The organism is Micromonospora sp. NPDC000663 (assembly GCF_042898105.1).
Lineage (GTDB): Bacteria > Actinomycetota > Actinomycetes > Mycobacteriales > Micromonosporaceae > Micromonospora.
Genome location: NZ_JBIAYR010000011.1, coordinates 112,610 through 125,171, shown reverse-complemented (window position 1 = coordinate 125,171; position 12,562 = coordinate 112,610). Strand labels below are relative to the sequence as shown.

The 12,562-nt window shown below is 68.6% G+C and carries 10 protein-coding genes and 1 pseudogene; 5 read left to right on the top strand and 6 right to left on the bottom strand.

What is annotated here, in order from left to right:
* Positions 1-56: 56 nt before the first annotated feature.
* From ACFY1S_RS26285 to ACFY1S_RS26275, 3 genes are all read left to right on the top strand, one after another.
* Positions 57-1,103, top strand: a complete 1,047-nt coding sequence (locus tag ACFY1S_RS26285) for a methyltransferase (RefSeq protein WP_387123138.1) — start codon at positions 57-59, stop codon at positions 1,101-1,103.
* A 658-nt stretch (positions 1,104-1,761) separates the two neighbouring features.
* Complete coding sequence (locus ACFY1S_RS26280; RefSeq protein WP_387123136.1) at positions 1,762-3,390, top strand: serine/threonine-protein kinase; 1,629 nt, start codon at positions 1,762-1,764, stop codon at positions 3,388-3,390.
* Positions 3,387-3,980: a hypothetical protein gene (locus ACFY1S_RS26275; protein WP_387123134.1), complete on the top strand. Its 594-nt coding sequence runs from the start codon at positions 3,387-3,389 to the stop codon at positions 3,978-3,980. The genes ACFY1S_RS26280 and ACFY1S_RS26275 overlap by 4 nt, the downstream gene beginning before the upstream one ends.
* Positions 3,981-4,205: 225 nt before the next feature.
* On the opposite strand, the gene ACFY1S_RS26270 is transcribed toward ACFY1S_RS26275, so the two are convergent.
* A complete protein-coding gene (locus ACFY1S_RS26270) occupies positions 4,206-4,352 on the bottom strand; it encodes a hypothetical protein (protein ID WP_387123132.1) in 147 nt (48 codons plus the stop codon).
* Positions 4,353-5,197: 845 nt separating this feature from the next.
* Between ACFY1S_RS26270 and ACFY1S_RS26265 the strand changes: the two genes are divergently transcribed.
* On the top strand, positions 5,198-5,743 hold the full coding sequence (locus ACFY1S_RS26265) for an SRPBCC family protein (protein ID WP_387123130.1): 546 nt from the start codon (positions 5,198-5,200) through the stop codon (positions 5,741-5,743).
* 677 nt (positions 5,744-6,420) lie between these two features.
* Here the strand turns inward: ACFY1S_RS26265 and ACFY1S_RS26260 are convergent.
* Positions 6,421-7,665: a PQQ-dependent sugar dehydrogenase gene (locus ACFY1S_RS26260; RefSeq protein ID WP_387123128.1), complete on the bottom strand. Its 1,245-nt coding sequence runs from the start codon at positions 7,663-7,665 to the stop codon at positions 6,421-6,423.
* Between the two features lie 288 nt (positions 7,666-7,953).
* Positions 7,954-8,733, bottom strand: coding sequence for an FkbM family methyltransferase (locus ACFY1S_RS26255; RefSeq protein WP_387123126.1), 780 nt, complete (start codon positions 8,731-8,733; stop codon positions 7,954-7,956).
* Between the two features lie 594 nt (positions 8,734-9,327).
* Between ACFY1S_RS26255 and ACFY1S_RS26250 the strand changes: the two genes are divergently transcribed.
* A complete protein-coding gene (locus tag ACFY1S_RS26250; RefSeq protein WP_387123124.1) occupies positions 9,328-9,564 on the top strand; it encodes a hypothetical protein in 237 nt (78 codons plus the stop codon).
* A 309-nt stretch (positions 9,565-9,873) separates the two neighbouring features.
* Here the strand turns inward: ACFY1S_RS26250 and ACFY1S_RS26245 are convergent, their stop codons facing one another.
* The 3 genes and pseudogenes from ACFY1S_RS26245 to ACFY1S_RS26235 all read right to left on the bottom strand — a co-directional run bounded on the left by ACFY1S_RS26245 (position 9,874) and on the right by ACFY1S_RS26235 (position 12,255).
* On the bottom strand, positions 9,874-10,155 hold the full coding sequence (locus ACFY1S_RS26245) for a hypothetical protein (protein WP_387123122.1): 282 nt from the start codon (positions 10,153-10,155) through the stop codon (positions 9,874-9,876).
* A gap of 386 nt (positions 10,156-10,541) precedes the next feature.
* Positions 10,542-10,744 (bottom strand): annotated as a pseudogene (locus ACFY1S_RS26240) (IS5/IS1182 family transposase); the annotation flags it as partial.
* A 545-nt stretch (positions 10,745-11,289) separates the two neighbouring features.
* Positions 11,290-12,255 (bottom strand): ArsR/SmtB family transcription factor, encoded by a 966-nt coding sequence (locus tag ACFY1S_RS26235; protein WP_387123120.1) that lies wholly within the window; start codon positions 12,253-12,255, stop codon positions 11,290-11,292.
* Positions 12,256-12,562 lie beyond the last annotated feature (307 nt).

Sequence of the window (12,562 nt, the reverse complement as noted above, 5' to 3'; positions counted from 1 at the left end):
CCGGCCCGGATCCCCCTAGCCTGAAGCGGTTTCTCAACGTACAACAAAGGAGTGCCATGCCCACAGGACTGGGCCCGGACCAGACGCCGGAGGAGCTCGCGACGAACGCAGCCGCCGTGATGAACCTCATCGCCGGCGGGATGACCACGCAGGTGCTGCACGCTCTCGTCGCTCTGCGCATCCCCGACCACGTCGCGGAGGGTGCGCAGACCGCCGCGGAGGTGAGCCGGCTCGAGGGCAGCCACCAGCGCGCCACCTTCCGCCTGATGCGGGCAGCCGCCTCGATCGGCATCCTCACCTTTCTGGGGGAGCAACGGTTCGGCTTGAGCCCGCGGGCCCACCTGCTGCGCTCCGGCGTGCCCGGTTCGCTGCGGTCGTTGCTGCTCGTGCAGGCCGGCCCGGCGCACTGGAAGTCGCTGGGGGCGTTCCCCGAGGCGGTCCGCCAGGGCGCCAGCCAGGCCGAGCAGGTGCTCGGGATGAGTATCTTCGACTACTACTCGCAGCCGGCCAACGCGGCCGAGGCGACGGCCTTCAGCAAGGCCATGAGCGACGTCTCCGGCCTGGTCACCGCGGGCGTCGTGGCCCAGCTCAAGACCGAAGGCGTGACCACCATCGTCGACGTCGGCGGCGCCGACGGGCACCTGGTGCTGGGACTGATCGAGGACCGGCCCGAGCTGACCGGGGTGGTGCTCGACCTCCCGCACGCCGCCGACATCGCCGGCCGGAACGCGTCGGCGCGAGGCCTGGCCGACCGCTTCACCGCGGTGGCTGGCGACTTCTTCACCGCCGTACCGGCCGGGAATCTGCACCTGCTCAAGACCGTGCTGCATGACTGGGACGACGACCGCTGCCTCGCCATCCTGCGTAACTGCCGCGCGGCGACGACGGCCGGCGGGCGCGCCGTGGTCATCGAGATGCTGCTCGGTGAGCTCGGCGAACCCGACTTCACCGCCATCTCTGACCTGGCCATGCTGGCCCTGACCAGCGGCATGGAACGCAACCTGGACGAGTTCGACGCCCTGTTCGCCGCGACCGGCTGGCGGCGGGGCGTGACCTATCCGGTCGGCGCCGGCTACCACGCCATCGAGATGGAGGCGGTCTGACAAACGTGGGCCGCCGGCCCCGGTCCGTGCGGCCATCGTGCAGTGGGAGAACCATGAGCGTGAGGCCAGGTCATATGAGTCCGCCTTCTCGGATCGGGCGATAGCTGAACCTGTGGTCGACACCTGGACCAGGGATGTCCGCGGGATCGAGCGATGGTCCCAGCTGGGTCCGTCGACCTTCGTGCCGCTGCGGTGCTACCTGCCGGGCCGCGACTTCCACGGCGTGATGACCGCCACCGCGGTCGGTCCACTGCACCTAACCCGGTTGCGGACCACCGAGCACGAGGTGGGGACATCAACGCCATCGTGGAACGACTTCGCGTCCCATCGCTCCCAGGTGTCGGCCTGATCATCAAGAAACTCCAACACCATCCGGCACCGCATGAGGTTTTGGCAGGTCGACTCCGCTGCCTCCGACATCCCGGGCGATGCGGACATCGTCATGTGCGAGGGCGTACGCGGTGACCGATCGCCGGGGCAGGACCGCTGAGTCGCTGCGGCATGACCGGACGCGTCAGTTCCGACAGCGACGCCGGTTCCGCCACGAGGATTGTGGTCGGCAACGGCCAATTGCCTGGTACGCCAACGATGTTGCGACCTTATGGAGTGTGGACCGGCATGTGCGGGCGACTCGTGGCTTCGATGTAAGGTCCTGCGCGTGACTGATCCACTCCTGCCGGGTGATCCAGTGGACCTGGGGGGCTACCGGTTGATCGGACGGCTCGGCCAGGGCGGTATGGGCGCGGTCTATCTCGGGCAGGACGCCAACGGCCGGCTGGTCGCGGTCAAGATGATCCGGCCCGAGTACGCCGACGACACCGAGTTCCGCGGCCGGTTCCGCAGTGAGGTCAACCGGGCCCGGCAGGTCCCGCCGTTCTGCACGGCCGAGGTGCTCGACGCCGACCCCGACCATCCGACGCCCTACCTGGTGGTCGAGTACGTGGACGGCCCCAGCCTGGCCGAGGTGATCACCCGCAACGGCCCGCTCGGCCGGGGCAGCCTGCACAGCGTCGCGGTCGGGGTGGCGACAGCGCTGGCCGCAATCCACGGCGCCGGGGTGATCCACCGGGACCTCAAGCCGGCCAACGTGCTGTTCGCGCTGGGCACCCCCAAGGTCATCGACTTCGGCATCGCCCGGGCCTTCGAGGTGACCAGTCAGCACACCCGTACCGATCAGATGGTCGGAACGGTCGCGTACATGGCGCCGGAGCGCTTCGACACCGAACACCGTGCCGTGGTCGGCCCGGCCGCGGACGTGTTCGCCTGGGGCGCGGTCGTCACGTACGCCGGCACCGGGCGTACCCCGTTCCGGGCCGATTCGCCCGCGGCGACCGCGGCCCGCATCCTGACCCAGCCGCCGGAGCTGTCCGGGTTGCCGGACCGGCTGCGCGAGGTGGTGGCCCGTACCCTGGCCAAGGACCCGACGGAGCGGCCCACCGCGCACGAACTGCTCGACCTGCTGCTGGACCTCGATACCGACGTGAAGACCAAACTGATCCGCCCGGAGCTGCTCCAGGCGGCCACGGCGGCCCGGCGGACCAGCCGGTTCGGCTTCGGCCGCCGGAGGCCGGGCCGGGTGCGGCGGATGGTCCTGGCCGGTGTGGCAGTGCTGGCGCTGGGCGTGACCGGGGTCCTGACCGCTCAGCTGCTGCCCCGGCTGGGGGTGGCCGGGAATGGGCAGAGCGGCGCTCCGACCGCGACGGGAGGCGCGGGCACACCCGGGCCGACGTCGTCGTCGAGTCGGATCGCGGGACGTCCGGCGATCATCGACCGGCTGGACCGGCCTGGCCAGTGGACGGACAGCCGCGACGAGCCCGAGGGCCGGTGCGTCTTCGGCGGCGGGCGGCTCGAGGCCCGGACCGGAATGTCGGCGGTGTACCGCTGCCACGGTCCGCAGGACTCCTTCAAGGACCAGACGGTCAGGGTCGACGCGACGGTCCTCACCCCGGGAGCGTGTGCGGCGATCTGGTTCCGGGTGGCCGGCGCGAACGCCTACCTGGTGTCGCTCTGCGAGACCGAGGTCCGACTGGGCGTGGACACCGACGACCGCGTCACCCGGGAGACGCGGGCCGCAGTTGCCGGAGCCGTCCTGGGACATGCACGCCGGGTGGGAGTCGTCGTGCAGGGCGACAAGGCGACTGTCGAGGTCGACGATGCGCCACTGATCACCACCACGCTCGGGCCGCCGTCCCTGACGTCCGGCCGAATGACATTCGGTGTCATCGATGACGTCATCAGCGGCGACGCCCGCGCCGCGTTCGCCCATGTGGAGGTCACGAAGCTGTGAGACGCAAGCTGCTCGCCTCGCTGCTGTTGGTCGTGGTGGTCGGCGGATGCGGCACCGGCTCGCCGGACGCCTCCTCCACACCCACCGCGTCACCGTCGGCCGTCTCGGGCGTCGGCGGGCCCGCGAGCGACCCTCCGGGCACCCCCACGGGTACGCCGTCAAGCAGCGCGACCGTACCGCTGCCCCGCTTCGCCGACCTCACCAAGGGCAGCACCACGTCGGTGGTGACGCTGCACTCGTACGACCCGGCGAACGCATCCGCCGTCGTCGAACCGATCATCTTCATGACCGGCGACGCGTACTGCCGGGCCTTCAAGATCGATCGATCGGACGGCCGGTGTACGCACCAGGCGTACGTGACGGAGGAGAGTCATACCAAGGTCACCGTTCCACTCGCCGACGAGGTCGACTACTTCACGTGGGAGGACGCCGAGGGGAACGTGTGTATGGACGCCCCGGAGAAGGGGGGCACGTGTCCCATGACGGGCAAACAGCTCGCCGCGTGGTTCGCGCTCAACAAACGGCCCATGGTCGCGGTCGTCACCGAGCTCGGCGTCATCACCCGCATGGCGATCGTCTACACGCCCTGACTGTTTCCCCGATTCCGGGCCGGCTCTTCTGGCCCTGCGACAGGCAGCATGGCGCCCACGATCAGGCGAAGTTGCTCGACCGCGAGGCAACCGTGGCGGCCGGTCAGCGCCGTTCCAGGCCACCGTCACTATCGCCGCGCTACTCGAATGCTGGTGAACCTGTGCAGAAACGGCCTGGCCGGGCCAGTCCTCAGCGCGCGGTGCCGAGGTACGTCTGCTTCTGAGTCAGCGGCGGCCGTGCTCGATCTGGTGGCGGGCGCGGGCGCGGGAGCGGGCGGCGGCGGCCGGGGTCGAGCCGGTGGCGTGGGCGATGCGCAGGATGTCGGTGAGGATGCGCACTCCGGCCGTGGGCGGCGCTGGCGCGGAGGGCAATCCGCGATGAAGCCCCGCCAGTAGTGGATCGGCACTGGGTGTCGAATTGCTCGTGACGGGCCAACAGTCGGTGCTCCGTCCTTGCCCTTCTGGCTCACCTGGCTCGCATAATCGCGTGCAGCGTTTTAACGCCCCTAACCCAGGCCGGCCGCTACCCGCGCCATCTGGCCTGTCGAGGCACACTTGGGTCGTGGAACGTCACGAGTTCGGCGTCGCGGTGCGTCAGTTGCGGGAGGGTAGGGCGCGTGCGGCTGTCGGGCTGCCGATCGGTCGTCGGCGGGTGCAGGGGCCGCGGCGGGAAGAGCTCGGCGAGCTGGCGGGGATGTCTGCGGACTACGTACGCCGGTCATGCCCGCGCCCTCCGACGAGCCGCGCAATGCGCGTGGCACCGATCTATTCGTCCGCAGCGACGCCGACCAACTCGCCGACCTGGCTGCTCGGGTCAGCAGCGGCGAATTGTGCGTTGAGGTTGCCCATCGGGTGGCGCTGGCCGACCTGCCCGCATTCCACGCCTCGGCCGGCGCGGGCGACCTGCCGGGCAAGACCGTCATCCTCGCGCCCACGGCCTGCCACGGCCGGCCTTGCCTCCGGTGTCGCCGATCTGATCACGATCGGTGCCATGGCGCTGGCCAACCCCGACCTGCCGGCACGCCTGGGGACCGACGCGCCGCTGAACGAGCCGACTCGGCCGCCTTCCACGGCGGCGACCAGCGCGGCTACACGGACCACTCTATTCTCGACGCGAGCGCGAACCGAGCTGGTGCCGGCCGTTCAGCGGACCAGTTGGCACCCGCCCTCCCGACGAACCGACCACGCCTGCCCGACCATGCCTCAAGGACGGACCGATGACCGACAGCCGCACACAACCGTCAGGCACTCCGGCCATACCGCTGCTCATCAGCCCGACCGACCGCACGGTTTCGGTCACGGTCCAGCAACGCACCCCGGTGCCGCCCGCCACCGCGTTCCGGGTGATCGCGCCGATCGATCTGCCGAGCGTCTTCCACCGGGTATGGCCGTTCCCCGGCGTCAAGGGCGTGATCAACCAGACAGAGGCCTGGGATCACGTCGGCGCCACCCGTAACCCGCAGTTCGAGGATGGGTCACAGGCCACCGAACAGTTGACCGAGTACACGGACGGTTCGACCTTCGCGTACCAGCTGACCGGTTTCACGAACGTCCTTTCTCGCCTTGCGGCCGGGGTGCGGGGCGAGTTCAACTTCAACCCCGACGGGGACGGCACCCTCATCCGCTGGACGTACGAGTTCAAGCCGCTCCCAGGCCGGCGCCCTATCCTCGCCGGTCCCTTTGCTCCTCTGTGGCGCCGTTACATGGCGGCTGCCCTGCGCCGGTGCGTGCAGGTGGTAGAGGCGCAGGAGCCGCGGCTGTAGCAGGCCCGGCCAGCCACAGGAAAGCACGCGAGAGGCGGTGCTCTTTACGAAGGATCAGACGAGCGGCCCCGTCGACTTGCCTTCGGGGCCGCGCCGTCACCCGGTCCACCTAACCGACCGAACGCGTACTCCAGGAGACGATTTGATGATTCCCGACGGGACTCAGCCTCGCCACCCGAAAGTTGATGTCGACCCTGGTAGCCGGTCTCATGTCTCGTACTCGCTGGTGCCGGATGGGCCATCGTTGCGCACTTGGAGGACTGGTTTGGCCCGCGGAAGAGTCGGCAGGCCCAGCCCGGACCGCGCAATCGAATGACTGGCGACCGGGCCGGTGACGTTGGGTCAGTGGGCGGGCCGCCTACCGGAGCGGGTTGATTCCTTGCATGTCTGCGTCCTCGCGCACTCGATGGCCGATGTGCAGGACGACGTCCACCAGGAGTTGATCTGGGACCAGCGAGCGCTGGCGGCGGCTGACTTGCTCGTCGATGACCGTGTTGCGCAGGCTGGGGGTGATGCGGGCGAGCGGTTCCTCGTTCGATGATCGGCCTCTCGCCGCCAACGTCGGAAAGCTTTACACCCACTCCGAGGGGGGGCGACGACGTCGCCGGGCCACCCCTGCCGGGGCACTGGGACGGGGACGGCCACCGTACGCGGCCGTCCCCGGTCGTGCTGTTGGATCAGCGGTTCGCCACCCCGGCGGTCGGGGTGGACTGGACCCGCTCGAACCGCACCTTGCTCAGCCAGCCCGGGAGGTCGCTGAGCACGTACAGCTCGCCGTTCACGTCAGCACCGAACGCCGTCGGCTGGGTGGGGAAGGTGCCGATCTCGGCGGACTCGTAGCCACCCGTGGACGTGGGACGCACGGCGAACGCGCGGGTCGAGCAGTAGTCGCTCGCGATGTAGGTCCCCCGTGCCTCCGGGGTGACGGACCCCCGGTACACCAGGCCGCCGATGATGGAGCAGTTTTCCGTCATGTAGTGCTCGTACTCGACGACCGGATCGGTGAGCCGTACGCCCGGCCGGCACTGCGTCTGGTCGAAGACCGGCGTGCCCTCCTTGCAGGACCAGCCGAGGTTCGCGCCACGCTGCGACGGGCGGATGTGGTTGATCTCCTCGATCAGGCCCTGGCCGACGTCGCCGATCCACAGCGAGTTGTCGACCGGGTCAATGGAGAACTTCCACGGGTTGCGCAGCCCGTAGACCCAGATCTCCGGGCGTGCGCCCGCCGTGCGGACGAAGGGGTTGTCGAAGGGTACGCAGTAGGGCTTGCCCCCACAGCTGCGGTTGACGTCGATCCGCACGATCTTGCCGAGCAGGGTGCCGAGGTTCTGGCCGCTCTTGAACGGGTCGTTCGCGTTGCCGCCGTCGCCGGTGGACCAGTAGAGGTAGCCGTCGCGGCCGAAGGCCACCTGTCCGCCGTTGTGGTTGCCGAACTCGGCGTGCTCCTGGGTGAGTAGAACCTGTAGCCGGTCCGGAGCGCCGAGCGGCACCCGCGCCAGGGTCAGCGCGCCGGCTGGCAGGCTCGTGTACGCCACGTAGAGGATCCCGGTGCGTGCGAAGTTCGGTGCCGGTGTGATGCCGAGAAGGCCGCGCTCGTTGTCGGACGTGTCGATCCGGGCGGTCAGGTCGAGCACCGGCTCGGCCGCCGGGCCAGTGTCGGGGTGGTACGCGCGGACGGTCCCGTTCTTCTCCGCGATCAACATCCGACCGTCGGGCAGGCCGGTGATCGCGATCGGACGCTGCAGACCGAACGCCACCCGTTCGGACACCACGGTCAGCTCGGTGAGTGGCGTCGCGCGGGAGTGGGATGTGCCGGCTGCCGCGGTGCCGGCCACCGACGCGGGTGGCAACAGAAGCACGGACAGGGTGAGGATGAGCAGGCCGGCCAGCATGGTGGCCGGGCGATGTCGCCGTCGCTGCATGTTCGGCTCCTCGATCAGGTGGGTGGAAGGTGGTGTGGGAGCGCTTCCACCGTACATCGACCCGATTCGATGCAAAACCCGCTGGCCGCCCGCCGCGCGCGCCAGCCTCATCGACCTCGACCATCGTCCTCAGCGGACACGCGCCGAGGTTGCGAGACATTCCCCATAGGCCGGATCACCCGCCTCGACACACGCCGGCGTGAACGCCTGGGCGGCATCCTTCACGGGTACGAATATGCCGCGTCACCTGGTCGGACGAGGTTAGGAGCAGGGCAGTGCAGGGCAGGGTCAGGCGGCCCGGGCGCGGGCGTAGACGTCGCCCGAGTTGGCCTCGTGGGGCAGCGCTCGCAGGTATGCCGCCACCTCGCCCGCCGACCGCCAGCCATTGAGTGCGAACGCCATCTCGTCGCCGAGCGCCACGGTGAAGCTGGTGAAACCCAGGCGGGTGAGCCGGTCCAAGCAGCGGGCGGCCAGGTTCCGTTCGATGGTGGTGAACTCGAAGGACAGCGCCGGCAGGGGGCGGCTCAACCCGGCCAGTACGGCGTCCTCGAAGCCCTCCACGTCGATCTTTACGAAGCCCGGCACGCCGTGCGCCGCGACCAGGGTGTCGAGTGTGGTTCCGGCCACCTCGATCTCGACGTCCCAGATCTCGTCCTCCCAGCCGCCGGCCCCCTGGGCGGCCTGCAGGAAATCCGCCGAGGCCGTGGAGATCGTCGGGTTCGCCGAGTTGACGTGCAGCCGCACCGGCCCGGTACACGACCCGCATGCCGCCTCAACCACTGTCACCCCCTCGTCGTCCGCGTAGAGGGCGCGCAGGGCCTGCGTGCAGAGCGGCTGCGGCTCGACGGCCACCACGCGGGCGCCCAGCCGCCGGAAGCTGCCGAGCCGGTCGCCCACATGCGCGCCGACGTCGAAGACCAGGTCCCCCGGGCGGACCAGGGGCGCGTAGAACGCGTCCATCGCCGCCTCGCGGGCCGGGTCGCCGTAGTACGCCTCCAGGGAGCGGCGCAGCCCGGACAGGGTGGGGTCCGCCTTGAGTGCCTTCACCGCTCTGGGGTCGTTGACCACTGGTCTGACCGTAGTCGCGTACGGAGCAACGTGAGGGCGATTCGCGTCGATCCCCCCGGGGTGCCCCCGGAAACCCAGGCTCCTAGGACGGTGGGACAGGGACAGCAGTGCCGCACATCGCTACGAGGGCAGGTGTCACCCATCCGTGCAGCAGACCCGGCCGGGCCGGTGACCGTGCGGGGACAAGTCGGCTCAAAGGCACGAAGCCAATCAGACCACGGGCCACACGCTCGGCCGACTGGACGCGGGCCGGCGCCACCGTCCCGGTGCGGCTCAGCCCCGGGCAGCCCGGTCGCATGCCGGTGGCTACGGGCGTCGCCGCGTCGGCGAGGCGCGTCCGACGCCGCGGGTCGGGCCGAAGGATGCCGATCTACAGGATTCGATCTGGGATGAGCGGGAACTTCGATATGGACCGTACGCCGGGCACCGCCGGTCGGTGCCCGGCGCCACGAACGATCGAGAGGTGAAACGCAGACCTTCCCCGCCAGGCTCGTCGGAGCCGCACTCGTCGGGACGCTCGCCGCCGGCGGGTCGGCAGCGGCGGCGGCCACCGCGGCCAGTGCGCAGGCTGAACCCTGCGTCGAGCGCATCACCGTGGTGAACAACGCCGCGTTCGTGATGTCCTTCAGCGTCGCGGCGAGCAATGGTCTGGAGACGTCGAACACCGACACCTACCCGATCAACCAGTCGCGGACGATCGATCTCACCACCACCGCGCTGCCGGTGGGCGCGGATGTCCGGCCGGTGGTGGACGCGGTGGCGGAGCGCAGGGCACGCCGAGCAGCTTCGTGTCGTACTGCCAGAACGGGCAGAGCGCGACGTACTCGGTGACCGGGACGACGTACAACTACTCGGTCACGCTGATCGGCTGACCCAGGCCGTGGAACGTTCGGGGCGTCCGCCGTCGTGGCGGGCGCCCCCGTTCCCCGTCGGCACAGGTGCCCGGGAAGCCCTCGTTGTCGCCCGAAGTGGGTTCTTCGATGAGGGACTGCCCGGCTACTGGCGTTCCCCGCCGTCGTCGGCGCGGGTGGGCGGCTGTTCCCCGGCCACCGCCCGCCGACGTACCTGGAAACGCTTTCGGTAGTCGTCGGGGCCGCCGTTCTGACGCGACACGGCAGGGCCGCCCGGTGACCGCCGACCTCATCGCCGGGTACGAGCGCCAACCGACCCGGGGGCCTCCGACTCCCCACCGAGGGTCGCCTTGAGGATCTTCTCGTTGCTGTTGTTCGGGATGCTGTCCTTGTCCCCGCCGGTGCTCGTGGTCAGGCACAGGTTGCCGTCGAGGGTCGGTTCGACCGTGCGCAGCCGGAAGCGCGTCCCGACGCAGTACTGCTGGACGTTGGTTAGCGCTCTGGGACCCCAGCGTCCGTAACACGAGCGCCCTCGACCGGCTGCGCGCAGGAAGCCGTACACGATCCTCACTGGCCTCTTCGGCGCACCGAAGAGGTCAGCACGGTGGCTAGACTTTCGCGAGCCTCAGAGTTGCGCTGAGCGTCATCGGCGGTGGGGCGATGGTTCGTGTCGCCCCTCGGACACGAGAACGTTTCACCTGTGCGACATGGACGCGGCGGTGGTCGAGGATGCCTGACCACCGCTGCCGCTTCCGAGCCTTGCCGCCACTCGAAGCCGTGCAGCTTTCTATGGCCTCGTGACGCTTGATTCGCGTGGTCGAATCGCCGACGGTTCCGTGATCAAGGAACTCCAGTGGTGCTCAACCTCTATCAGCACGTCAACAGCCCCGAGGGTCGGCTCCGAGGTCGGCCGGGACCTGGCCGCTCGACCCGGATCGCGCCCATGACGTGATCGAAGCGACTGCAGTCGTTGACGTTGCCGCCGGTGAGCCCGACGCCAGGGTCCCGACCCAGGCCGTCACAGGGGAGGTGAATCTTGGTAGTCAGTCCACCTCGACTTCGACCGAGGGCGTGATCTTGCGGTTCGTCCGTTTCTCGCCGCCCCCTTTAGCGCCAGCGGCATGCTGATGGGCTCGCACGATCGTCGAGTCCACCGACACCAACCAGTCGATGTCCCCAGCAGCGTCCGCGTCAGCCTGGACCCCGGGCAAGCATCCGCTCGAGCGTGATCATCGCGAGGATGGCGGGAGCCGAGGTGTTCAAGACGATTCGTCCAGCGTCCACACCGCGCCTGTTGCCGCGTAACCAGCGGTCGTATCTGCCGCCAGCGTGAGCTAAACCCGACGGCCAGCATCCTGCGATTTCGGTCTGCAGCCGCATGCGCCCGCCACAACGGCATCGCGGCGCTACCAGTCTGGTTGTCGTACGGGCCCAGCACCGCCTCAGCCGCACCGGGATCGGCAGCTCGACGCCTTTCTGCACCTCACCGCAATAGTCCAAACCCGCCGCTACGTACCAGCGCAAGGCTTTGCAGGACGCTGACGCTGACATGCGCTACCTGCGCCGAACGCACGCTGTGCAGCCGCCGGCGACGGTGGCCTGGAACCCTCCGCGTCGTCAAATGGCGGCTGTCCGACGTCGCCTACCAGCCCTACGAGTCGACCTCACTGCCTGCCAACCAGTAACACCTTGACAGAGGAGCAATTTAGAGTCCCACTCGGTGACCGAGCAGCGACTCCCCGAGTTCAGTAAGGCTGTGAAACCGACTTGTTCCGTACCGCTGGGTTGTAGCCAGTCCGGCATTGCGCAAGACCGTGACGTGCTCGCTGGCGCTTGCAAGGGAGATACCAAATCCCGCTGCGAGTTCGGTAGTTGTGCATCCAGTAACCAACGCCCCCAGAATCGCCGCCCTGGTGCGTCCTAGCAGCGGAGCAAGTGCTTCATCAAATCTTGCCGTCTCGTGGTCCGAGGTGCCTGGGGGACGGGAGGCCGGGAATGCGAGCATCGGTTGCAGCGACGAATCCTTCAAGGTGATGGGCTTTCGGGTGCAGAAGTATGAAGGAATTAACTCGAGCCCTCGGCCGAGTAGATGCAGGTCTTGGTCGATCGGATAGTCAACGAATAGAACCGGTCGACGCCACTCGATGGTTGGATGGAGCGTGGCCAGCAGCCTATTGATGCCACCCTGGTCAAGGATTTGCCTGCGGCGTCGCGCGTCGTTGTCCACAGCCCGGACGATGCGGTGCCAGTGCGCGCCGATGCCGGCGGAGTAGTAACGGGCGATTGCTGCGCTCAGTCGACGTAGCGCGTGACTGTCGCCGTCGCCGATAGCCAGGGAGGATGGGCTGAGGGGCCGGGACAGGGCGAGTTCGGAGATGTCGTGGTGCAGGCGGCCAGGACTGACACTCCTCAGGGTGTCGATGGCATCGTCGATGCCCCACCCGGTTAATGGTGGGGTGAGGAAGTCTGGTGAGTATCCCCACGGCGACGCCAGCTCGAGTAATGGCTCGGTGGGTTGGCCATGCCGCTTAGAGCTTTGGAGTAGCCATTCCCGGTCGGGCGACTTGCGATCGCCCGCCTGAAGCAAGTGGAGGCTTAATAGCACCTCCCACAATGCGTGCGGCGTATTACGGATGCGCACCCGATCCAGGTCAGCTCTGGAGAAATGCACCCTCAGCATGGCAGCCCTACCATGACACCTCCACTACCTCCGTGCCGTGCATGCTTGACGGCTATTGCAACACGGTCATGGAGATGCCAGGGCCCCGGACCTTGCCGGTACGACATATTGGCCGGGATGCTGCGGTGAATGACGGCATTGCTCGCATGCCTGGCCTTCGACTGCGCTGAGGCCACCGGCCCCGGCGCAGTCGAAGGCGCGATCGGTTAGGTGCGTAGGGCGATGGTGCGGACGGTGCCGCCGGTGGCCATTTGAAGCCAGTCGGAGGAGAAGACGCCCTGCTTGGCAATGAAGTTGC

Coding starts and splice junctions, on each gene's coding strand:
- ACFY1S_RS26285 (WP_387123138.1), top strand. CDS start 57: ATGCCCACAGGACTGGGCCCGGACCAGACGCCGGAGGAGCTCGCGACG.
- ACFY1S_RS26265 (WP_387123130.1), top strand. CDS start 5,198: ATGACCGACAGCCGCACACAACCGTCAGGCACTCCGGCCATACCGCTG.
- ACFY1S_RS26260 (WP_387123128.1), bottom strand. CDS start 7,665: ATGCAGCGACGGCGACATCGCCCGGCCACCATGCTGGCCGGCCTGCTC.